The 22,661-nt window shown below is 57.5% G+C and carries 23 protein-coding genes and 2 pseudogenes; 12 read left to right on the forward strand and 13 right to left on the reverse strand.

The genetic code is table 11. The features are described from left to right. Positions 1-4: 4 nt before the first annotated feature. The 8 genes from ACR0LN_RS14800 to ACR0LN_RS14835 all read left to right on the forward strand — a co-directional run bounded on the left by ACR0LN_RS14800 (position 5) and on the right by ACR0LN_RS14835 (position 8,384). On the forward strand, positions 5-220 hold the full coding sequence (locus ACR0LN_RS14800; RefSeq protein WP_480430680.1) for a hypothetical protein: 216 nt from the start codon (positions 5-7) through the stop codon (positions 218-220). 24 nt (positions 221-244) lie between these two features. Beyond that, entirely contained in the window at positions 245-1,090 is an 846-nt protein-coding gene (locus ACR0LN_RS14805; RefSeq protein WP_480430682.1) for a hypothetical protein, read from the forward strand. Positions 1,091-1,102: 12 nt separating this feature from the next. Then, positions 1,103-1,531 carry a hypothetical protein gene (locus ACR0LN_RS14810; RefSeq protein ID WP_480430684.1) on the forward strand — a complete coding sequence of 143 codons (429 nt, stop codon included), beginning with the start codon at positions 1,103-1,105 and terminating at the stop codon, positions 1,529-1,531. A gap of 28 nt (positions 1,532-1,559) precedes the next feature. Continuing rightward, on the forward strand, positions 1,560-2,270 hold the full coding sequence (locus tag ACR0LN_RS14815) for a hypothetical protein (RefSeq protein WP_480430686.1): 711 nt from the start codon (positions 1,560-1,562) through the stop codon (positions 2,268-2,270). A 27-nt stretch (positions 2,271-2,297) separates the two neighbouring features. Then, positions 2,298-2,957, forward strand: a complete 660-nt coding sequence (locus ACR0LN_RS14820; protein WP_480430687.1) for a hypothetical protein — start codon at positions 2,298-2,300, stop codon at positions 2,955-2,957. A 66-nt stretch (positions 2,958-3,023) separates the two neighbouring features. Further along, the gene (locus tag ACR0LN_RS14825) at positions 3,024-6,659 is read left to right on the forward strand and encodes a S8 family serine peptidase (protein ID WP_480430689.1); all 3,636 of its coding nucleotides are present in this window, start codon (positions 3,024-3,026) and stop codon (positions 6,657-6,659) included. Beyond that, a complete protein-coding gene (locus tag ACR0LN_RS14830; protein ID WP_480430691.1) occupies positions 6,640-8,019 on the forward strand; it encodes a peptidoglycan-binding domain-containing protein in 1,380 nt (459 codons plus the stop codon). Before ACR0LN_RS14825 ends, ACR0LN_RS14830 begins: the two co-directional genes overlap by 20 nt. Next, a complete protein-coding gene (locus ACR0LN_RS14835; protein ID WP_480430692.1) occupies positions 8,013-8,384 on the forward strand; it encodes a hypothetical protein in 372 nt (123 codons plus the stop codon). The genes ACR0LN_RS14830 and ACR0LN_RS14835 overlap by 7 nt, the downstream gene beginning before the upstream one ends. A gap of 5 nt (positions 8,385-8,389) precedes the next feature. Here the strand turns inward: ACR0LN_RS14835 and ACR0LN_RS14840 are convergent, their stop codons facing one another. From ACR0LN_RS14840 to ACR0LN_RS14865, 6 genes are all read right to left on the reverse strand, one after another. Further along, positions 8,390-9,268 (reverse strand): AfsR/SARP family transcriptional regulator, encoded by an 879-nt coding sequence (locus tag ACR0LN_RS14840; protein WP_480430694.1) that lies wholly within the window; start codon positions 9,266-9,268, stop codon positions 8,390-8,392. A 1,003-nt stretch (positions 9,269-10,271) separates the two neighbouring features. After that, the gene (locus ACR0LN_RS14845; RefSeq protein WP_480430695.1) at positions 10,272-10,547 is read right to left on the reverse strand and encodes an HlyU family transcriptional regulator; all 276 of its coding nucleotides are present in this window, start codon (positions 10,545-10,547) and stop codon (positions 10,272-10,274) included. A gap of 310 nt (positions 10,548-10,857) precedes the next feature. After that, positions 10,858-11,598 carry a proteasome-type protease gene (locus tag ACR0LN_RS14850; RefSeq protein ID WP_480430696.1) on the reverse strand — a complete coding sequence of 247 codons (741 nt, stop codon included), beginning with the start codon at positions 11,596-11,598 and terminating at the stop codon, positions 10,858-10,860. An 11-nt stretch (positions 11,599-11,609) separates the two neighbouring features. Continuing rightward, positions 11,610-12,407, reverse strand: a complete 798-nt coding sequence (locus ACR0LN_RS14855; protein ID WP_480430698.1) for a transglutaminase family protein — start codon at positions 12,405-12,407, stop codon at positions 11,610-11,612. 3 nt (positions 12,408-12,410) lie between these two features. Continuing rightward, positions 12,411-13,352, reverse strand: coding sequence for an alpha-E domain-containing protein (locus tag ACR0LN_RS14860; protein WP_480430699.1), 942 nt, complete (start codon positions 13,350-13,352; stop codon positions 12,411-12,413). A 2-nt stretch (positions 13,353-13,354) separates the two neighbouring features. Further along, positions 13,355-14,773, reverse strand: a complete 1,419-nt coding sequence (locus tag ACR0LN_RS14865) for a circularly permuted type 2 ATP-grasp protein (protein ID WP_480430701.1) — start codon at positions 14,771-14,773, stop codon at positions 13,355-13,357. Between the two features lie 464 nt (positions 14,774-15,237). Here ACR0LN_RS14865 and ACR0LN_RS14870 point away from each other — a divergent pair, with 464 nt between their 5' ends. Next, positions 15,238-16,551 carry an MFS transporter gene (locus ACR0LN_RS14870; RefSeq protein WP_480430703.1) on the forward strand — a complete coding sequence of 438 codons (1,314 nt, stop codon included), beginning with the start codon at positions 15,238-15,240 and terminating at the stop codon, positions 16,549-16,551. Between the two features lie 44 nt (positions 16,552-16,595). Here ACR0LN_RS14870 and ACR0LN_RS14875 read toward each other — a convergent pair whose 3' ends face one another. Both ACR0LN_RS14875 and ACR0LN_RS14880 read right to left on the reverse strand, forming a co-directional pair. After that, entirely contained in the window at positions 16,596-16,859 is a 264-nt protein-coding gene (locus tag ACR0LN_RS14875) for an SH3 domain-containing protein (protein ID WP_480430725.1), read from the reverse strand. Beyond that, positions 16,856-17,539, reverse strand: a pseudogene (locus ACR0LN_RS14880) (IS6 family transposase). The gene ACR0LN_RS14875 and the pseudogene ACR0LN_RS14880 overlap by 4 nt, the downstream one beginning before the upstream one ends. A gap of 89 nt (positions 17,540-17,628) precedes the next feature. Here ACR0LN_RS14880 and ACR0LN_RS14885 point away from each other — a divergent pair. Then, positions 17,629-18,038, forward strand: a pseudogene (locus ACR0LN_RS14885) (DDE-type integrase/transposase/recombinase); the annotation flags it as partial. A gap of 67 nt (positions 18,039-18,105) precedes the next feature. On the opposite strand, the gene ACR0LN_RS14890 reads toward ACR0LN_RS14885, so the two are convergent. Beyond that, complete coding sequence (locus ACR0LN_RS14890) at positions 18,106-18,690, reverse strand: helix-turn-helix domain-containing protein (RefSeq protein ID WP_480430705.1); 585 nt, start codon at positions 18,688-18,690, stop codon at positions 18,106-18,108. Positions 18,691-18,802: 112 nt separating this feature from the next. Further along, positions 18,803-19,735, reverse strand: coding sequence for a BMP family ABC transporter substrate-binding protein (locus ACR0LN_RS14895; RefSeq protein ID WP_480430707.1), 933 nt, complete (start codon positions 19,733-19,735; stop codon positions 18,803-18,805). A gap of 229 nt (positions 19,736-19,964) precedes the next feature. On the opposite strand from ACR0LN_RS14895, the gene ACR0LN_RS14900 reads away from it, so the two are divergent. Both ACR0LN_RS14900 and ACR0LN_RS14905 read left to right on the forward strand, forming a co-directional pair. Beyond that, complete coding sequence (locus ACR0LN_RS14900) at positions 19,965-20,189, forward strand: AbrB/MazE/SpoVT family DNA-binding domain-containing protein (protein ID WP_480430709.1); 225 nt, start codon at positions 19,965-19,967, stop codon at positions 20,187-20,189. Continuing rightward, complete coding sequence (locus ACR0LN_RS14905) at positions 20,186-20,572, forward strand: type II toxin-antitoxin system death-on-curing family toxin (RefSeq protein ID WP_480430711.1); 387 nt, start codon at positions 20,186-20,188, stop codon at positions 20,570-20,572. The genes ACR0LN_RS14900 and ACR0LN_RS14905 overlap by 4 nt, the downstream gene beginning before the upstream one ends. A 376-nt stretch (positions 20,573-20,948) precedes the next feature. Here the strand turns inward: ACR0LN_RS14905 and ACR0LN_RS14910 are convergent, their stop codons facing one another. The 3 genes from ACR0LN_RS14910 to ACR0LN_RS14920 form a co-directional block, all read right to left on the reverse strand. Then, positions 20,949-21,050 carry a DDE-type integrase/transposase/recombinase gene (locus tag ACR0LN_RS14910; RefSeq protein ID WP_480430712.1) on the reverse strand — a complete coding sequence of 34 codons (102 nt, stop codon included), beginning with the start codon at positions 21,048-21,050 and terminating at the stop codon, positions 20,949-20,951. Between the two features lie 367 nt (positions 21,051-21,417). After that, positions 21,418-22,398, reverse strand: coding sequence for a D-2-hydroxyacid dehydrogenase family protein (locus ACR0LN_RS14915; protein WP_480430713.1), 981 nt, complete (start codon positions 22,396-22,398; stop codon positions 21,418-21,420). Further along, entirely contained in the window at positions 22,395-22,631 is a 237-nt protein-coding gene (locus ACR0LN_RS14920; protein WP_480430714.1) for a hypothetical protein, read from the reverse strand. The genes ACR0LN_RS14915 and ACR0LN_RS14920 overlap by 4 nt, the downstream gene beginning before the upstream one ends. Positions 22,632-22,661: the final 30 nt, after the last annotated feature.

Here is a 22,661-nt window from a genome sequence, read left to right on the forward strand (position 1 = left end):
ACCGATGCACGCGCGACCCCGAAGCTTTCGCTTCATCTGCGTCTACCGCGAGGAGGCGCGCACCATAGCCGGCGCGTCTGAAAGCTGGCGGGGATGGGTGCAGATGGTGCCACCGCCAATGGGTGCGCCGAACCCGGACGACCCGGCGCTGGAACGGCGCTGGTTCCGATCGCTGGACGAATTGCCAAAGGTTGTGTGCGAACTCATGGCCGAAAGTTGATGGCCGACCAGAGAGGCGAGGACCATGTACGATAACATCTTCGACGAGGAATATGACATCACGCCCGAGATGGTTGAGGCGATTGAGGCGTATGAGGGCCTGCGCTCGGTTCTGGGCGAGGAATATGCCGACGCGGACTATCAGGAATTGGACACCGTATTCACCGAGATCACAGCTGGCATGTCGGCGGAAGAAGCCGAGTTTTTCAAAAAATTGGTCAAGAAAGTAGGCAAGGGTCTGCGCAAGGCCGGGCGCGTTGTGGCCAAAGTGGCACGTCCCGTCGCCCGCGCCGTTAAACCGTTTGCGCAGATTGCGTTGCCCGCCGTTGGCACCGTGATCGGCGGGCCTGTTGGCGCTCTTGCCGGCAAGGCGGGCGCGTCGCTTCTGGGGCAGCTTGCCAAAGGCGGCGGACGTCGCCCGACCCGCAGGCGTCCTCGCAGGGTACGTGGTCGCGCGCGGCGCAGACCCGGCCGTGCCGCGGGTCGTCTGACCGGGCTTCTGCAAAGTCCGCAATTGCGTCAGGCTCTAGGCAGTCTTGTTGCCGGAGGCCGTGGCCGCGGTTCGGTGCGGGTCGGCGGTTCGAACATACCGGTGGGTGCGTTGGCCAATCTGGCCGGGACCCTTTTCGCGCAAGCCGCGATGGAGGCCGAGGAACTGCACGGCACGGATGCTCTGCCAGAATATCTGATGGATGAGTATGGCGAGGCGATCGAGGGCATCGAAAGCGCGGATATCCGGGCTGAACGCCTGTGGGACCTGCTGGTCGAGGAAGGGCTGCTCGAAGATGCCATTGCTGCCGAAGACGACGATGAGGACGAGATGTTCGAACTGCAAGACGACTTTTTTGAAGAGTTCGAACCCATGCACTGAAGAGGCGAGGACATGAACCAGCTACCACAGATCGCAACCGAAAAGGCGGCCCCTGACACGGCTTTCCTGGAACTGGCCAGGCAGTCGGGCGTGTCGCCGCAAAGCATCGAAAAGGCAATGCTGGTCAAACGCTTGCTGGACAGCAATACCGGACCAGACACCCCGAATGGCGATGGCGGCAAGGCCCGACTGATCCAGCATATCCGCAGGCTTCAGGCCTCGCATGAGGCGATGCAGGCGCGGTTGGACGCGCTCGCTGAAGCTTTGGGCGCTTGCTACTGCTGGGGCGAGGACGAAACCTGCCGCGGTTGCCGTGGCGAAGGCGTCCCGGGTGCCTTGCCTGCCGATCCCGACCGTTTTGATGAATTCGTCCTGCCGCTTCTCATCCGAACCGGCCTTGTGACGGAAGATGACGCGATGGAAGCGTCCCCGGAAGACTAACTGCCAAACAAGGGCAAAGGAGATTGCCATGCGCTACTATTCCGACGCAGAGCTCGAGGCCATACTCGACGATGACGACGATGATGAGACCTTAGAGATCATTTCCGATGATGACGATGATGACGAGGCGTATTTCGAAGACGTTGATTATCTTGATGATGACGATGACGACGAGGCCGAGTATCTGGATGATGACGACGATGACGAGGCCGAGCGCCGCCGCTATTTCCGTCGTCGCCGGGTGCGTGGACGCAGGCGTCGCGGTCGCCGGTTCCGTCGCTCGCCCCGCCGCCGTTTTGCGTTCCGAGGCAAGAAAAGCGCCCAGGTGATGACCCGCGGGGGCCGCAGTGCCACCGTCCGCTTCAGCAAGAGCTTTGCAACCACCGCCGAAGTCAAGAAGGCCATCGACACGCTGGCCAAAGACGTGCGCAAGAACGGTACCGGCATTGCCCGGCTGGACAAAGAGATCAAGCGCATCGACAGTTCAAACCGCAAGGCGATGACAAAGCAGAACAACCGCCTGTCCAGCTTTGAGAAGTCGGTGAAAAAGCAGATCGCAACCGCCAAGCAAGAAGCGCAACAAGCCGCGCTTTTGCCGATCCTGATCGGGTCGGGCGGCGAGGATGGCGACCTTGATCCCATTGTGCTGCTGGCGCTGACCGGCGGTCTGGGCGGCTCGGGCGGGTCTTCGGGTGGTCTTGATCCGATTGCTTTGCTGGCGATCAGCGGAAATCTCTAGGGATCGGGCGAAGGAAAGGAGACCGCTATGAAAAACTTTGACACCCGGAACTTCGTCCTTCTGAGCCAGGCCCTCAAAGACCTGCCGAAGAAGAAAAAGACAAGCTACAGCCTGATCGGGGCCATGGGCACCGGCGGGTTGGGTGGTGTAGTTCCCGCCTATGCGCTGGGACGGGCCGAGATTGCCAAAAACCGAGCGAAAAAAGCCGAAGACGATCTGAAAGAGATGACCGAGAAGTCTGCCGATCAGACGGAAGCGTCACAGTCGCTCTACAAGAAGTCGGGCGAGGCTTTGGTCGCGTCGGGCAGCAGCGAGGCGATTGCCCAGTTCATCGGTTCGACCAGTGAAGAGGCCAATATGCTGAGCCTGCAACCCGTTTCGCTGGACGATGGAAATGTTGTTCTGCCGGGCGCTACGGTTCCGGAATTCGACAAAAAATTCTCGGAAGTCACGCTGGGCGACACGATGCAGGCCGCGAAGCAGACGGTCGTCGCGCTTATCCACGAGATCGCGCAACAAAACGCCGCCCAACAAAACGACGGCACCTTCGTGAGCAATCAACCGTCCGTGTCCGCCGGCACAGACGATGATGGGTCGGTTGGCAATGACGCCCCGCCGGAGGTAGCCGTTGAACCCGATGCGACGTCGCCGCAAAAGGGCGGCAGTTCGACGTCTCGCAAGCGGTAAAATTTTGACGACGCGCCAATTGTCAGTGGCGCGTCACCTTCCCCATTCGCCAGCATGGGCGGACCTATGGACCCCAACCTCATCACCAGGATCGACACAGACGAAAGCGACGAGCTTGAGGTGCTGTTGCGCCTGTCATCGCCCGATGCCGCGCCCCCCGAGGCGTTGCAGGTCGTTTGCCGTTTTGGCGATGTGGTGACTGCGCGTGTGCCACGTGACCGCGCCGCCGAGATCTATGATCTCGCCGTGGTCGAAAGCATGAAGGTTGCCAATCTGCTGGGGATCGAAGATGTGACCGAAGGCATCCGGGGGCGTGGTGCAGATCCGAACACACGACACGCGCGACGGCGTCGCCGGTGGACCGGGCGCGGGCAAATCGTCGGTTCGGTTGATTTTGGGCTGGATTTCACCCATCCCGAGTTTCGCAACGCGGACGGCTCGACCCGGTTGCTGGGGTTGTGGCGGCAATCCGGCCCACCGACCTATGACAATCCCTACGGGTATGGCCGAATCTTCTCGCGCGATGACATCAACGAAGCGCTTGCCGCGCCGGACCCGTTCGACGCGCTTGGTTATGACGGAAGCCGCTCTGATCGCGGGCGTGGATCCCATGGAACGCATGTGCTCTCGATAGCCGCCGGTCGCTCTGGCGTGGCCCCCGCGGCCGATCTGCTGTTCGTGGACCTGTCTACCCGCCACACAAAGGGGGAACGTGATCTGGGCGATAGCCTGCGGTTGCTTGAAGCACTGCATTTTATTTTCGACACCGCTCAGGACACACCGGTCGCCGTCAATTGCTCAATCGGTGGTATGGGCGGGCCGAAAGACGGTCAGGCGCTGGTCGAGCGGGCCATGGACTGGCTGTTGAGTGAACGTCCGGGCCGCGCCATCTGTCAGAGCTGCGGCAATTACCGCGCGGCCCGCACACATATGCAAGGGCAACTGGAGGACGGCAGGACCGAGCGGTTGGAATGGATTATCGACCCCGCTGATTTGACGGACAATGAGCTTGAGATCTGGTATCCCGGCAACGCGGATGTCACCGTCGAACTGACTCCGCCTGATGGTAGGCCAATCACCGCCGGGCTGGGTGAACGGATGCTGATCGACGGGCCGCTGGGCAAGGTCGGCCACCTGCACAATCGCGCGCTCGACAGCACCAATGGGGACAATGTGGCCCACATTTTTCTGGATCGTGCGGCGGCACCGGGCGCCTATCAGGTTGCGCTGAGGGCTGTGAATGCACCGTCGGGGCGGTTTCATGCCTGGATCGAACGGGATTCGCGGGGTCGGAACCAATCGCGATTTCCCGCCCGCCTTGCCGATCCAACTCACACCATAGGCACCATCTGCACCGGGCACCTGCCGCTGGTCTGCGGCGCCTATGACGGGTTCTCGCAAGAGCGGGAAGTTGCACCGTTTTCATCCGAAGGTCCCACCCGCGATGGCCGTCAAAAACCGGATCTGGTGGCCCCGGGCGTATCCGTTCTGGGCGCGCGCTCAGGCGGCGGCAGCAGCCACATGTCCGGCACCAGCATGGCGACACCGCATGTCACCGGCGCGGTCGCACTCCTGTTCGAGGCCGCGGGCCGCGCGCTACCGATGCAGGAGACCCGAGGTCATGTTCTTGCGGCCCTCACCCCCGGACCACCCGACCAGCCCAATCGCTATGGGCGCGGCTATCTGGACGTTGACACCATGCTCAACGCCGTCGCGCCCCTGGAAACGGAGGACACAATGGAAGAACTTGAGGAAGAGATCGAAATTGAGGAAATGTCCCGTGGATGTAGTTGTGGAAACAGGTCAGAGGCTTACGACGGCGATGCCTGGGCCGAAACCTCAGAAGCCGAGCCGCTCGGCTTGCTCGACGACGACGAAGAACTGGGTTTGCCGGAAGACGATGAAGACGCCTGGGAAGATTTTCAGGAAGCGGATGAGCCGAACGAGGCCCCGAACGGGCACCGAGGTGCACCGTTTGCACCGCTGTTCCCTGCGGGGTCTTACTGGCCCATTGTCACGTCGGTGCGGCAAGGGCGGCTGGTAAGCTACCAGACCGACAGCGGCGCTTACATCGGTCGCAGGGGACGCATCTTTGGTGCATCGCGCGGCGGTGGGGCACGGATTCATGTCGGTGTCGATCTATTTGGGCGAAGGGGGGACCCGGTGCACGCGATTGCGGATGGCACGATCATCAATTTCTACGGATTCTGCTGTGGCAAGACCAAGACCTCATGGGCATTGTTTGTCGATCACGGGTTTGTCGTGGTCAATTACGGCGAGGTCGAACCAAATTCGTGGACGCGGCTTGGCCTTGGTCGGGGGTCCCCCGTCAGGGCTGGTCAACAGATCGCGACGATCGGGATCAATCCCGGCGGCAGCCAGATGATCCACTTCGAAACCTACGTGCCCGGCACCACGCGCAACAGCCGTTGGATGCGCGGGCGGCGGGCTCCGGCGCGCCTTCAGAACCCGACGCGTGTGCTGCTGGATCTGCAAGAGAACGGTCTGGACCCGGTAGGCGCGGTCACGCCCGTTTCGCCGCCCGGTGTGGTCGATCCTCCCGCCCCGTCGGGGGCGCATAGTTGCCGTCCCGGCGAAGGTCCGCCTGCTGCCCTGCCCGATCCAACCGGGCGCGGCCCGCACCCGGCGGTGCGGCGGGGCACGACACGGTCGAAATCCCGCAACCCATCAGTGGGCGATTTGCAGATTTTGCTGAACCGCTTCATTGACATGTTGCGCGTGGGGACGGCCCCGTGCGGTCCGGGCGCGAATATCGCCGACCTACAGCGCCGCCTGACCGGGCTGGGCCTGACCCGCATGACGGTCGACTGCCGGTTTGGTCCTCAGACCGAGGCCGTGGTCAAACTGTTCCAGCGCTGTGCATTCCCGAACACACCAGCCGAATGGGATGGCGTTGTGGGCCCGAAAACCTGGACCGCGCTGAGCCCATTACGGGCTACGACTCCGCTGACGCCAACCCCGGTCACACCAACACCCGTCACCCCGACGCCCGGCGGGTTGCCCTATCCCGTGGACGCCGCGCGCCCTTATGGCCGACGCTGGCGCACACGTCGCCCGCCGGGTCTTCCCTCCTGGGCGCGGCAGGCCAGTACAACGGGCGCGGCATACGCGGCTGTCGAGGCCGAGGCGGGAACCCATGGTCTGGGCAACACCTTTGTCCGAACCTGCCGCAGCCTTGCTTATTCGGAAAGCCGGGGGACCTATGCCTTGCCTGCCAACATATTCGATGCTCGCCCCCGAACGGCGCGCCCGGTGGGTAAGCCGCTGATCACCGCCTGGGGTGTTTTCAATTTCAATCGTGGCGCTTGGACCGGCATCGTCCCGGTTGCTGAGCGGGCGAGCAGCCGGTCATTCCTTGCGCAAGGCGAGGCAGGGTGCGGCGCGCGCGGCGGATGCGTGCAGGCCTGGGATTGCACACCCGCCGAAGAAATCGAACGCCCAATCACAAAATACGCGGAACTTTGGCGCGAATTGCGGGCGGCGGGCGCATCGGACCTGCAGGCGGCGCGGGGGGTTCGGTTGTGGCATGCCCAGCCCAACGGATTGTATCGCCCCTATTTGCGCCGGGGTCGCAGCCACGGGTTCGACGACGCCTGGCGGCGCGTACCCGCCAACCGCCGTGCACGTATTGACGAGCTTTTGGAACAGGGAGGCGGTGTGAATGTCGATGTCTATGTTTGAAGAGCAAGGTGACCTCGCAGAAGAAGAGTATCCAACCATCGAGGACGCGTTCGAAGAGACGGAACCGGAATTCTGGGACGGTCAAATCTGGCCCGATGAAACCGAACCGGCGCTTGCCGAAGGAACGCATACCTGCCGCCCCGGCGAAGGCCCCCCCGCTGCCTTGCCCGACCCCGAGGGGCGCGGGCTGCACCCCCTGATCTATCGCGGCACGTCGCAGCGCAGGTCGCGCAATCCGGCCGTCGGCGATGCGCAAGAGCTTTTGAACGAGTTCCTGTCACGTTACGACGCAGGGCGGTACACCTGTATCTCGGGCACTTCGACGTCCGAGTTGAACCGGTTGCGGGCCGGAATCGGAATGGTTCCCATCCCCGTCGATTGCCGGTTCGGTCCGATTACTGAGGCCGCTACCAAACTGTTTCAGGCCTGCACTTTCGCGGATCGGCGGCAATGGGACGGCAAAATCGGCCCGATCACCTGGCCGCCGCTGGAATTGATGCGCGTGGCGTTACCGCCGGTGCGACCTGTTCCCCCGCCACCCGTGACGCCGCCCCCGGTTGTGCCACCGCCGGTGACGCCATCAGTGCCTCCGGATATTCAGGAGATCGTGCGTCAGGCGCGCCGAATCCTGGGCCGCTTGCCCCTTGGACGGATTGGTATCGTGCTGCCTACATCGGTGCGGTTCCTGACGGCCGGAGAGATCACGTTGGCAAATTCCGTTTACAACGGCAGCATCGATTTTACGAAAGTGCTTATCTCGGACGGGCTTGGGGCAAACCTGTCCGGTGGGACCGGGCGGCCCTTTACCACCTATGTCCCATCTTCTGCCGGTGACTTTATCGTCATGAATATGGGGCCCGGCCCGTTCAGCAGACCCGCCTGCGACCGCCGGCTTTTGATCCACGAACTGGCCCATGCCTGGCAAAGCCAGCACCACCCGTCATCGCCGACTGCCTTCATGACCAACTCTGCCCTGAGCCAGGCCCGCGCCGCAGCCGACCAGGCCGCTGCCAAAGCGGCGGCGGGTGCGCGGGCCACGGCTGCGGCCATCCGGCGCGGTATATTCGACCCGGGCCGCCTGCGCGCGATTGCCACAGCCGCAGCCGCGCGAGAAGCGGCCCAGGCTTATGCCTATGTGGCGGGGCGCAGGTTTGGTCGATACGCGGCCGAGCAAATCGCCGAACAGGTCGAACATCACTTTGCGGGTATCGGAAGCCCGACCCCGGCGGTTGTGACGCATATACGTTCGCTTTCGCCTCATGCCCCCAGTCGACTGAACGAAACCAGCCTTGCAACCCCGCGTTGGGAACGCCTGAGCACGCCCGGCGCCATTTACCTGCCCGGAATATCGCCATGCTGACAGATTATGACCCGATTGAAGCCGATATCGACGCGATGTGTCTTGGTGGCGAGACAGGTGAACGCCTGTCCTGGCTTGGCGAAGCAAGTGGCGGCCTGAGCCCAGCCGCGCTGTTCGATGCGGCCCGGCAACATCATGTGCCAGATAATATTACTGTCATCGGCACTCCCGGAGAATTGCTGCGCGATCTGATGGAAGGTGACTATGTCGTCACACGGGCTTTCGGCGAAGGCCCGATCGGGAACATTCGCGTCGCCGACATGGACGACCCGACCGAGGTTTGGCCCGGCGAGCGACTGCCTGCCGATACGGCGGTCCTGCGATTGGAGTCTTGCGGTTGCGCCAATTGCCAGGCGCGGCGATAGGCGCATTACACCTGCGTCGCGGTCCCCCGTTTCGTGGCCAAAAGCCTGAGACGGGCCCGGCGCACCCGTGACTCGGCCGTCAGTAGATCTTGGATAACTTCGCTCTGCGGCTCACCGGCAGGCACGGGTGGCGGTTGGGCATCGCGGCGGGTCTCTCCGACAATCGAGGTGTAAAGGGCGATGGTCTCTTCCAGCGGCGGCACCTGCAACTCACGCGATAGCGACGCTTTAAGTTTTTGGAACTGGCGAATGGCCGCCGCCCGGTTTCCAAGCCGGTCATGCGCCTGCATGATGACACGATGCGGGGCTTCCAGCAGCGGATCGATTTCGATCAGTTTCAACGCGGCGCGGATTGCGCGGTTACAGCGGTTGGCGGCCATACACGCCTCCATCAACCGGGTCAGGCGGCGGCTCAGTTCGGCCACCGCCATCTCGCGCGGGATCAAAAGCCAATCGTCGTAACAGCCCTCCATCAGCACGCCCCGCGCAGCATCGATTCCGGCTTCGGCGCGGGTGACGGCATCCGGATCGTGGCCACGGTCATGGGCTATTGCATTATCGACGCCCGACCAGAACGCGTGAAAATCAGAGCGGCAGTTTGGCGTTACACTCAGCGCCACTTCGTCGCGTTCAACCGGGGCGTCAGCCTTAGCAGTCTCAAAGGCCGTTCGCAGTCGCCAAAGCTCGGTGTTTAAGGCTTTTCGGGACCGCGCGGGATCTTGTTCGGGCCACAAATCCTCGGCCACGGCAGCGGGTGACCGCGGGCGCGTTTTGTGGATGACAAGATACCCCAGCAGATGCGCGGACCGCTTGGACACGAATTTGACGGGGGCATTGTCGACGCTGGCCCGCACCGGGCCGAACACCGAAATTTCGATCGTCATTTCACCTCCTGATACGTCGTGTCAGTCTGGTGCCCCCACCTTGTTAAGTCCTGTGTCAGAGGACCTTTTCCCGCACGCAGAGAATGCCTGGTGTCGATATTCGGGTGTTGTATTGATTAAGCTCCCTGCCAGTGAATGTCGGGAGTATCTGATGAATATCAATTTGATCCGGGCCATCCGGTTGCCCCACAATCCAAACAATCATTTTGCTAAAATTGCCCCGGCAAACAGGTCGCCGCGGCACCCTCGGAACGGGTTCAGAGTACTCAATTTTTGCGCGATTCGCTAGTTTGACCCCGGGTGCGGCCGCTGATACGGTGGCAATTCATTGGACGCGCAACGGCTATTACGAAATAACATGCCTTCAACGATAAAATTCGGAGACTAAAGTCATACGGCGCACAGTGTTGTATTCGCTCTTTTTCTCATCGCTGACCTCTCTGATATACGCGCAAACGACACAGGACGGCGAAGCCGCGCACGGCATCAACACCGGAGCGACATATTTGCCCTATGCGCGGCTCTGAAGGTGTAGACGCCCCTAAGTGCGAAGGACAGACACTGCCCCAAACAGTGCACTGCAACTCAATTCCATGGAACCGCGCCATGTCGGCGTCGGGGTCCACGTTGACCGGGTGAACAGGTGTGGTTGCTGTCAGCTCTATAGCGCGATTTTTTGGTTAATTCACCCATCTGTCCAATGACTTTAAGAGATCAATTCGTAGAAAAAAATTCCGAGCACAAATGAATTGCGACGCCGACTTTACCTACCGCTGCAAAATCACTTCTGCCATTTTTGAGGAGATAAACGGATCTATGTGTGGAATTCACATGCCGAACATGCCACTCGGTTAAGCGGCGTGTTCTTCGGAAATCGGCTTTTTACCGCAGGAAGGGACACTAGGCGTGCAGTCAGACTGGCACGTTGGAGACTGCAAAGGGTGGCTTGCAAAACGCCATTGACATGGCACCCGTCGATCGCAGGGCGGGGTTCAAGCTACCGTTATCCTATACCGAAGAGGTGTTCGCCCTGCTCGTCTATGACCTGCTTCGCCTTGGCGATGCTGAAGCTTTCGGCCTGATCACGGCTTTCGAAGACATCCGCCCGGATCACTGTATGCGTCTTGCGATCACCGTCGATGACCTTTTCGATACGCGCCAACAGGCGGTATTTGCCACCCTCTGCCATCAGGTCGGGGAAGATCTCAAACCCTTTGTACGCAACCGGCTCCGGCTCAGACTTTTCGCCACCACCGAAGAGTTTTGAGAACAGGGACATGGGGCAGCTCCTTTCAATGTTGCTCGGACTGGAGACTAACGCCGCTAAGCACCGGAGTGAAGCCAGTCGTGAGGTCGGATCACCGGTCGTCGATCCGATAGCACGCTCTGTGCATGGTCAGAAGGTCCCGTTCCACGGCGAAAGCCCTGTCCTCCGCAAGACTCTCCCTTGTACGGAACGGCCCATGCTGATCACTCGACTGAGCACCCGGATGCTGCAGTCGCAGCCCGCATTGCCGACATTCGCCGCAAATGCTCGACTTATGCATTAGTCCAGGTCTGGAAACCGGACTAAGCGGACGTACAATCCTTTAGTTTTCTTCCAAGTTGTATTCCGGAAGTTTGGACAAGGCAGATCTCAACGCGTCGCCCCACCCTTCGGAAATAGTACGAAAGTACTGATCGTCGGATTCGAACCTGGAACGCGCACCACCTTCAAGACTGTCTTCATCGTAGAGGAGCAGGTCAAGCGGGGCTCCGACAGATAGATTGGCTTTGATCGTGGAATCGAAACTAACAAGCAGGAGTTTAACTGTTTCCTGGAAGCTCATTTCCGGATCATAAGCGCGCACCAGGATTGGGCGGCCGTACTTTGTCTCACCGATCTGAAAGAACGGGGTGTCGTCACCTGCCTCGATAAAGTTGCCTTCGGGGTAAATCAGGAACAGGCGCGACGGGCCGCCTTTGATCTGACCACCCAGAATGAGCGTCGCGTGAAAGGCGCTGTCGGCTTGCTGACCGGATCGGGCATGCTCCTCGATGACATCGTTCAGCGTAGCCGCGACCAGTTGCGCGACTTGAAACATTGTAGGAGCTTCCAAGATCGATGGCGAACGATCTTCGGGCGCTTTTGTACGCTCCTCCAGAAGGCTTATTGTGGCCTGAGTAGTCGCCAGGTTTCCAGCCGTTAGGATAGTGATCGACCGGTTACCTTGGACTGTCCAATTGAACATCTTTTTGAAGGTCGAAACATTGTCGACGCCAGCGTTCGTGCGCGTATCGGACATGAATACCAGTCCGCAGTTCAACCGCATGCCCACAGCATAGGTCATCAAGGTCTCCGTTACTGCTGTGCGACTTGCAACTGCACCGTCAATTGCTCGCCCGCTGCCCCAATTCTGCTACCTATTACCGGGGCAGCTTGGGCATAGTCCAGACCGGTTGCGACACGTACGTAGCGATCATCAGGGGAAATGCCGTTTGAGACGTCAAACCCGACCCACCCCAGCCCGTCTAAATGCACTTCGGCCCAGGCATGGGTCGCGTCCTGTATTTCGATTTCATTCATCATCAGGTATCCCGATACGTAGCGTGCCGGTACTCCGATCCGACGTGCGCAGGTAATGAAAACATGCGCGTGGTCCTGACACACGCCGCGCCCAGCTTTGAGAGCGTCTTCTGCGCTCCAGTCTGGGTGCGAACTTCCGACCTCGTAGACGACCTGAGTTCGAATCATTTCGGAAAGGGTATGCATCTGCTCCAGCGGCTCGACGTTGGGCAACGCACCTACCACATCAGCAACACCTTTCCCCGGAGTTGTCTGAGGCGTGCTCCGCTTAAAGAGCCATAAAGGTATAGACCCTTCGTGGTGCCCCAGAACGCCATGCGTGTCCTCTACCCTGACGACACCTTCGGAAATCAACGAAATGCATCGGGTATTTGCTTCGAAACTTACCAATTCCACGGTGTTGCGATGGTAGTCTTCAAAGGTTAGCTCTTTGCGCCCGCCGGTGATTTCAGTACTCCAACTTACAATGCTTTGATTGCGAAATGACTTTGGCGTCTTCCTCAGCTGCTGCAGCCCGAAGGGAACCGGAGCGTCAAAATCGTATCGGGTCTCGTGTCGAATGTGCAGTTTCATTGGCTACTCATAAAACCGGTAATCAATCTCGATCTGGCGACTTAAGTTTCCAAGATCAGTGAGAAAATCCTGAATGTACTCATGAAGACCGAATTCAAAGATGTCGGAAATCTGTCGACTCAAATATTTCTCGTAGAGGGCATTGGACGATTCACATGAAGGCCCGGCAAACCCATAGTCTTTCTGCAGATAGGACAAGTTCTCTTGGATCTTTCTACAGCAAAAGTGCAGGCTTCGGGGCATACGCTGATCCAGGATCAGGAATTGGGCAATATCGGACGGTCGTGTTTTCTGCCCATGGGTCATTCGATAACCTCCGCCCGCACCGACTGACCGAAGGATGCTTTCCCATTGGATGTTGTCCAGCGACGAGCCAACAGAAAAGGCGGTGGGCAAAAGAACATAGTATTTTACGTCCAGAATGCGTCCGGTGTTGTCGGCCCGCTCGACAAAAGTACCGATACGGGTGAAATCGAAAATGTCATTGCGCAGCATGGTGCCCAATGTGGCACCACGGACCAACGCAGCCTGTTGGCGAATAAGCTCCAGCATAGCTGGCAAGTCCCGCTCATTCACGCGGCGTTTCATATTCTCATCGATCTGCATCCACGTGGCGTTTACCGCACTCCAGACGTCGTGGGTCAGAGCGGTTCGGACAAGGCGTGCGTTGTTTCGTGCCTGCTTGATGACCGACTTGATCGAGGATGGATTGTCCGCATCACGAAGCACCCAATCCACCGCGTTGTCTTTTGAAATATCATCGTATTTGGCGTGATACCCGTCCAGAACTCCGGCCGTTTTCAGAACAGAACCCCATTCCTCTGCAGAGTTCTTGGCGCGGGTCAAAGCCATCCTCTGACCTGTTTCCAGCAGCCTTGCAGTGTTTTCTGCTCGCTCCAGGTACCGGGACATCCAGAACAGCCCGCCGGCAGTTTTTCCCAGCATGGTCAGTCCTCCAGAACCCAGGTGTCTTTTGTTCCACCGCCCTGGCTTGAGTTCACGACCAATGACCCTTTCTTGAGCGCTACGCGCGTCAGACCGCCAGGTGTGATCTTAATCCCTTCGGGAGACACTAAAACGAACGGCCGCAAATCTACATGTCTAGGGGCCAGCCCCGAACGCGCGAAGATCGGAACCGTCGAAAGTGACAGTGTCGGCTGAGCAATATAGTTCGCTGGCCGCGATTTGAGCTTGTCGCGAAAAGCCGAAATCTCTTTCTTACTGGCAGTCGGGCCGATCAACATCCCGTAGCCGCCAGACCCGTGAACTTCCTTCACAACAAGGTCGGACAGATTGTCCAGCACGTAGGACAGAGACTCGGGATCGCTACAACGCCAGGTGGGAACATTTTGAAGCAGAGGCTTCTCGCCCGTGTAGAACTCAACGATTTCAGGCATGTAGGAATAGATTGCCTTGTCATCGGCGATACCCGTACCTGGCGCGTTGGCGATCGTTATGCCGCCTGCGCGATAAACGTCCAGAATACCAGGCACGCCCAATGCGCTATCAGCGTTGAAATTCAGCGGATCCAGGAAGTCGTCATCGACCCTGCGATAGAGAACGTCGATCGGCTTATAACCTCTGGTGGTGCGCATGCAGACGCGGCCGTCGACAACCCGCAGGTCGTGCCCTTCGACCAATTCCACGGCCATCTGATCAGCAAGAAAAGCATGTTCGTAATAGGCTGAATTATAGATGCCCGGGGTCAATACCGCGACAGTAGGTTCTCCGTCTGTGCAAGCTGGCGCGCAGGCTGCAAGAGACCGCCTCAGATTGCGGGGGTAGTCCGAAACATTCCGAACATTGGTCGCGCTGAAGAGCTCGGGAAACATCTTCAGCATCGTTTCCCGGTTCTCCAGCATATAGCTGACGCCGGATGGCGTACGGGCGTTGTCTTCCAGCACAAAAAACTCGTCCGGTCCTGTTCGCACTAAATCGATGCCGACGATATGTGTATAGACCTGACCAGGTGGCGAGACGCCCAGCATCTGCGGCAAGAACGCTTCGTTTCCGGCTATCATCTCAGCCGGCACACGTCCGGCTCTAACGATTTCCTGACGGTGGTAGATGTCGTGAAGAAAGGCGTTTATTGCCCGCACTCGCTGTTCGATACCGCGTTCCAGCCGTTGCCACTCCCGTCCTGAGATCACACGCGGCACGATATCAAATGGTATCAATCGTTCCTCGGCTTCAGCTTTTCCGTAGACGTTGAAGGTGATGCCCGTCAGCCTGAAGACTTCTTCAGCCTCGCGCTGCTTGGCTCTCAACCGTGATACATCTTCCGCGTCAAACCAACGACCGATCTCTTCGTATGGACCTCTCAGCGATCCGTCGCCGCCAAACATTTCGTCAAAATACTCACTCATGCGAGAAGTTTGACGATCAATTCAAGGTTTTCAAGTTATATGGTCTCATTAAGCAATCACCTCAGGAAGAAATGCCTACTTTTCAAGCTAATTAATGCAGCCATTAAACTGTACGATTCCGCTGGAGTTTTCAGTTTGAATTCAAGTGACGAAATTATTCACTTGGTTGTGCCAGATTTTTGGGGATGTAGGCACGTCCGCATTGGGTTCCAAGTCGACCTTGGAGCAGAAGCAGCATAGGTCTCTGCCCGTTTTCCGCAGCCCAAAGCGGTCGTTGGGTAATCCTGCTGGCGCTGCAGCGCAGCGCCTCCCTGACGCAGTCATTCGGCACCCGTAGGCGGCTCGGCTATACCTCACCCGTCTGAAAGGGCACCCGTCCGACACATCCGTGGTTTGGCTTGGCAAAGCGCTTTTGCCCCGTCTACACTCCGGAGACGTTGGATATTACTTGGCGGGGCAACGTCATGACCAATGCATTTGTTCCTGCGACCCGATTTCGCTGGACCTTGATCGTACTTTTGTTTTTGATCAACACGATTAACTATGTTGATCGCTCGGCGATCTCTTACGCGGCGCATGCCATTCAAAGTGAGTTTGGCCTGTCGGCTTCTCACTTAGGACTGGTGCTGGGTGCATTTGGCATCGGATACTTCCTGACCACGCTGCCAGGCGGCTATCTCGCAGACCGTTTCGGAGCGCGCATAACATTTACGCTCGCGGTTCTGCTCTGGTCCGTCGCGATTGGCCTAACCGGTGCAGCAACGGGGTTCGCGATGCTTTATTGCGCGCGTATGGCGCTCGGGCTTGCCGAAGGGCCTTCCTTTCCGGCGCATTCACGTGTTTTGGAACGGTGGCTGCCACCTCATGAACGCTCCACTGCTATGGGTGCCGCATTAGTGGCGATCCCACTTGCGCTGGCCGTTGGCGCGCCATTGGCAACATATGTCATCGCCGAGTTTGGATGGCGCATAATGTTCTTTGGCCTCGCTCTGTTGGGCATGCTGTGGCTACCCGCGTGGATTTGGCTTTCCAGCGATTCACCTGAAAATTCGCGCCATGTGAATGATGCCGAATTGGACTACGTGAAGGAAGGTCGCGGGAATCTGGATGCGCCCACCAACGGTGGCCGGATATCGCGCGATGATTTCAGGGTCTTGCTACGGACCCCTACTCTTTTGGCCAGCTACTGGTCTTATTTTGTGTTTGGGTACCTCATTTTCTTCGTGATGACTTGGTTGCCTGAGTTCCTTCGGACGACTTATCATTTGGACCTCAAACAGATCGGTTGGGCCGCTGCTATTCCCTGGGCCGCCGCCGCGATCACTTTGTACTCCGTGGGGCGTTTGTCGGATTGGTTACTGATCAGAACGGGGACACTTCGGATCGCGCGCACTTATCCTATGGCGCTATTGCACGGACTTGTCGCACTGGCTGTTCTGCCACTCGCCTTTTTAGATAACTTCCCGATTGCGTTGATTTGCATTTCGATCGCGGTATCCGCAGGACTTGGCGCGAATCCAATCTTCTATGCAGTCATTGCCGACATCGTGCCGCAACGCGCAGGAACCTGCATGGGTGTCATGAATAGCGGCTTTGCTCTGGCGGGCTTTCTGGCACCCGTCATTACTGGGTTCGCCCTTGACGCAACCGGCACGTTTACGGTTGCGTTCGGATTGATCGCTTTCTTCGCAGCGTCGTCTGTGATCGGTCTGCTGGTCTGGCACCACCCGGATGCCAGCGTCAAGGCAGTAAATTTCTCGGAGGACCAAACTTCATAATGCCGGTCCAATCTTGCCTTTTGCTTGCAACAACCACGGTTGGTTCAAATTTTTCGCAAATAGGCCCGAGAAACATATCCCTTTAGTCCACGCGCGCGTTTCAGAGAAACGCGGCACCAGCGTGTGCCACCGGTCTGTTCGCAGCTATGCACTCGCAACGCAGTTCCATTTGGAAGGCCAACGATCACATTGAACCCAATTCCAGGCCCTGCACGCAATTTCAGCATGTCTCCGTTTTCAACGTCAAAAACCGGATGTGTCGCAAATTTTTGGGCGAGCCCGAAAAGCCTGTGCTTAGATACACCTATCCTGCGAGGTCGGCAAAAGGTCGAAACCCGGATGTCGTTGTATTAGCGAATTGCTTCTTGCGGGTCACATTGGCGACCTCATACCATCCAAGGTAGCCGACGCAGATCCAAATGATTTGAAGCCACACATATGTCGTATGCGCCGTTTGATAAACCTGTGATCCTGTTCCACCATGCTATTTACGTATTTGGATCTGATCGTCTGCACTTTGATCTGACAATTGAATCGTTTCAAAATCTTGTTTGTTCCCTGAATACCTGCTGCAGTGGCCCTGCTTTTGTCGATGACAACCTTATCTGGGGTCCCATTAGAAGACAGCGCCTTGGCAAAGAACTTGGTTGCTGCTGGGCCATTTCTTCGCTCAGACAGCATGAATTCAAGTGTGTTTCCTGCTTTATCGACGGCGCAATAGAGATACATCCGCTTCCCGCGCACCCGCAAAATATGTCTCGTCCGGGCGCCAGGATTTCAGGGTTGGGCACTTCTTGGACTGCGCACCCGCCGCCAAGAGGGCGAATATTTAACAACCCATCTGTCTGAGAGTGGCGTGGTCAACCCACACTCCGCGTTCAGCCATGATCTCTTCAAGGTCACGATACGACACCGTGTACCGAAGGTAAAAGTATACAGCATACAGGATAGCTTCATTCGGGAAGGGCGTGCCTTTCCACGAGATCATACTATAGCCTGCTCATAGTTTCTGTGTTGGCAAGAGGCACAAACAATGGAACTCTCATCAATCCGATCCCAGAGTTGGCAACACAACCCGGCAAGACATTGGATTTCATGCTTTCCAGACGTCGGAACAAACCTGCCGCTACGAAATTCTTCGCTCGAATGCTTGAATGCAATGGCCTTCCACGAAAGATCGTCATCGACAAGAGCGGTGCGAACAATGCCGGCATCAAAGCCATCATCAAGATGCTGAAGGGTTTTGGCCGCCGATCTCAATCGAGATGGTCAGGCCGAAGCATTTGAATATCATCGTGGAACAGCACCATCGCTTCTTCAAGAGACGCGCGCGACCCAAGCTAGGGCCCAAGACCTTCGCTTCGGCAACTGCAGCGCTAACAGGCATCGAGGTAGCGTACACGATCCGCAATGGGCAATTCAAACTCGGACTCTGTCCGTTTCAGCAGTTCGCGGAACTGGCTGCTTTGCCCGCTAGTCCGGCGTGACATCTTCGGTCAGTAAGAAACTTCGCAACAGATCCAACCAGAAATGACCTTGTGACGCCTATACCGTTCAGGACGTCACCGGCAATGCAATGACGTTCAATACCCGCGTCGTCGTTGCGATACCGATCCAGCGATGTGGCAAGGCGGCACAATAGGCAATGGCGTCACCGTGGCGAAGCTCTATCGGTGCTTGGCCGTCAATCTCGATTTGCATATGCCCTTCGAGAACATATAGAAATTCCTCACCCGAGTGGCTCCAGGCATTAGCGCTACGGATCCCAGCGGGAACGATGCATTCATGGGCCTCGATCTCCTTGCGGGGAGTTGACAGCAAAGACCGCGCCATTTGTTCCTGATTGCTTTGCGATGCTGGCTGCCAGTCACCTTCATCAGCACGCACCACGCTGATCGCGGGTTGTGTGCCTTCTGCCAAAAGAGACGAAGCCGTTGTTTCTGTTGCGCGCGCAATCCGATAAAGTGCTGACAGGCTAAGATTGGTTTGACCGTTTTCGACCTGACTCAGGAACCCACGCGACAAATCCGTTTCTTCCGCAACTTGCGCGAGTGTCTTGCCTAAGGATTGCCGCCGTTCGCGAATACGCTTACCGAGAATATCGGCCGCCAAAGGTTCATCCTGCAAAGTGATTTGCAATAAGTGATCCTCCCAAGTTCATACTCCTCTTTTTGCCGTTCCCTAGCAGGTTGGGTCGCTGACTGAAACGCAGCCGCCTGAGATTCCTACAGGCGCGCTGCGGATAGGTGGGTTACACACCGTCAGGCAACGTGATGGAGCCATCCACAATACCATTGGTGATGTCGTCCACGAGCTTTTCCAGCTCTTCGGTCTGGAAGTTCGGGCACAATTCAAAGCGTTGAATGGAAGGCTCCTCAACTCCATAAAACTGCGGCTTGGCTGGGATGGTGCCATTCTGGTAATCCCCGATCATCGCCATCACGAGGTTTGGCGATCCGGCGACGGCTGTGCCAACCATATTATCGTAGTCCTCACAGCGCGGGATGATCGCGCCAAAGAGGTAAGGCTGGCGGTCGGATCGTTGGGCGGCCTGTACCATGCCCGTCAGACCGGCGGCTAACATGCCGTAAACCGCATCTGCTCCCTCGGCGATCTGCGCATCTGTTGCGGATTTGGCCAACGCCACGTCGTTGAAGTCACCCGTAATGGTAGACAAGTATTCCACGCCCGCGATTTTGGCACCGGCACGCGCGGCATCGTCGGATTGCGTTACGGGCGGTATTTCCAATCCTCCGACATAACCCAGCGTTTCTACCCCGTCCAATGCGCCCGCGACGACACCAGCAATGTAAGCAGGCACACCTTGCCGGATGCCGTATGCGTGCAGGTTGGGGATGTCGGGATCTACTGAGCCATTGATGACCATGAAGGTCTTGTCCGGGAATTCAGGTGCTACAATCTTACCGGCCTCATCGAACTGGGCGCCGACACCGATGATCAGATCACTGTCTTCAGCAAGGCTCGCCATGGCCGTCACCCAGTCTTCGGGTGTCAGCGAATTGTCGATCACGCGCGGATCGACGCGCAGTTCATCGACCGCCTTTTGAAGGCCAATATGGTGTGCCTGACAAAATCCCCGGTCGTTTTTTTTGCAGGGCAGCGCCATGCCGACCACAGGGCCATCTGCGGCGGCACCTATGGGCAATGCTGACGCCGTCGCCACCAAGCCAGCGGCTAAACTATGCAGTACATGCTTTATTTCAGATCTCCTTGTGGGCTGTTTGGGTCTTTCGAAAGCATCTGTCCTATCTGGAGAATGGCACGGTCAGGTATCGCGGCTCACCGGACGCGCCCTTGAACATGGCCAGAACGATTATCGGTGACTGCGGACTGTAGTGCTTGATTGCCACTAAGCTCTAGTATATACATATGGATACACTTTGGAGGCCGTTATGATTGAAACCAAGATTCGCAAAGTTGGCAACTCAGCAGTCATGACGCTGACCACAGAAATGCTGGCTATTTTGGATGTCAAAGAGGGCGATAGCCTATTCGTGGTGCGCAGCGATGATGGTGCCTTGAAAGTGATGGCACATGATCCCTCCGTGGCCGAAGCGCTGGCCGCGGCAGAGATCGTCATGGACGAAAACAGAGACCTTCTGGAGGCTCTTGCGTGAAGGAGCTTGTCTGGGTTCCATTAGGCGCAATCATCATTATACACGATAGGCAAATTTCTAGGCACGGAGGTGCACCGGGACTGCGGGACACAGCACTTCTTGAGATGGGCTGCGCGCGGGCGATGAACCTCGCTGCATACACAAATGCGGGCCTTCCAGAAATCGCTGCAGCGTACGCGTTTGGGATCGCAAAGGCCCATGCATTTGTCGACGGCAACAAACGTACTGCATTTGTGGCAGCAGCTACCTTTCTGCGATTGAACGGGCTTTCGTTTCGTCCAGACCCTGTTCAAGGCGTCAGGATGATGGAAGATTTGGCATCTGGGGAAGTATCGGAGAAACAGTTCTCAGAATGGATCGGAGAACGTGCCCGCCCTTTGTGAGCCTAGTGTGCCGCAAGCGCTCTGACTTGCGCGCCTAAATGTCCGGGTAAATAGGATGGCATCGATGAGGTCTTCCAAGACCCCGGTACACTATCATTAGTGTTATCTTATCGGGTCGTACCCGGAACGGTTCAAATTGGTATTGTAGCAAATTTTGGAACGACCCGAGCCAACGCGGTACTGGACGCAAATATCGTGATAAAGCGGCAAACATCCGAAAGCCGGAAGTCTTCTCACTAGAGAATTACCTCTTCAGGATACTGTTTGCTTCTCGAATACCAGTTGCTTAGGCGCCACTCTGGTCTAGGACGATTTTGTTTAGGATACCGCTTGACGGCAGTGCTTAGGTAAAGAAACTGGTGGCTGCTGGACGATTTCATCGCTCAGACAGCATGAAATCCAGGGTGTTTCCCGCTTTGTCAACCACGCGAAAGAGATACATCCACTTCCGGTGTACACGGAGATAGGTTTCGACCATGCCCCAGGAATTCTGAATTGGACGCTTCTTTGATTGCGCACAAGTTGCGACTATTGGCGTGTATTTAACAACCCACCTACTTTATGTACCACGGTAAACTCGCACGCCTTGTTCGGCCATGATCTCTTCCAAATCACGATAGGAAACCGTGTACCGCAGGTAGGCGTACAAAACGGCGTCCCTGGGGAAATGGCAGCCTTAAAGGATAAAATGCTGAAACCTGTTAGTAAATAATACGCGGATTTCAAACGTCGGGAATCTGCATGCACGTCAATCCAAACACAAAGTTTGCAACATAACCACTGGACTTTGTGATCACCCGCTATTTCAAAAAAAAAGATTGTGCCCGTGATCTTCGGTGCAAATCTCATTCTGCGCTTGTCCAAATCTCGGGGTTGATCATGTGGATCGGAGCGCCTTCGGCGTAGGCGTTCACCTGATCGAAAATATCCGCGAATTGCAGGTCGAACTCGTCCTCGGTTACAAAGCCGATATGGGGCGTTGCGATCAGCTTGGGATGCGACAACAATGGATCGGTCGGATCGATCAGTGGCTCGGTATCGAATACATCGATCGCCGCTTTGCCGGGGCGACCGGCGTTCAGCGCCTCTAGCAAAGCACCCGGAGCGATCAGCCCGGCCCGCGAGGTGTTCACAAACAGCGCCCCCGGCTGCATCTGCGCGACATCCGATGCCGTAATGATCCCACGCGTGTCCGGTTTCAGGCGCACATGGACTGAGACGACATCGCTGTCGGCAAAGAATGCCTTACGGGTGTCCGCGACCCGTTCGCCATCCGCCTGCGCTCTCGCCCGGCCTTCCTCTGACGACCACCAAACCACGTTCATCCCGAAGGCCTCGGCGTAACCCGCAACTGCTCGAGCTATGCGACCGTACCCGTATAGGCCCAACTGACGGCCACGCAGCGTCTTGCCCACCCCGGCCTGCCAGTGCCCCGCCTTGACCGAGGCCATCTGTGCGGGCAAATCCCGCATCCCAGCCATGATCAACGCCCAAGTAAGCTCGGCCGCAGCATAGGAGGGTGTGCCACCATGCATGTTCGAACACAGCAGCACGCCGTGATCTGTACAGGCCTCGACATCGACATGAGGGTAAACGCTGCGCTGGCTGATCAGTTTCAGCTTCGGTAATTTCTCCAGCAAGGCACGAGTGACTTTGGTACGTTCACGGAACAGGACAAGCACCTCGGCGCTCTTCAACCGCTCGGCCAGAACGTCAGTGTCTTCGACATGATCCGTCCATACTGTCACATCATGACCGGTGAGTTTCTCAAAACACGACAGGCCCCGCAGCGTGTCGAACCAATCATCCAGAATGTGTACTTTCATCGGCTTTCAATACCTTGCCCGGTGGTCAGATTTCTTGGCGTCGGCACAAAATGCGGGGCGTCGAGGGCGGCCAGCGCGTTTCGGACACGTTCGCTTTGGTCCAGCAGATAGTTGAACTGCTCATCGCACCCAGAAATCGGTGTCGGGTATGCTGCCATATCCCGCCGCAAGGCTGCTTGCGCCAGCTTAAGTTCCTGACGTGCGATATCGAGGCATTCCGAATAGTCGTCCATCGTGACCTCCCCATATGTATACCATAGTAT

The organism is Ruegeria sp. AA6 (genome assembly GCF_056542865.1).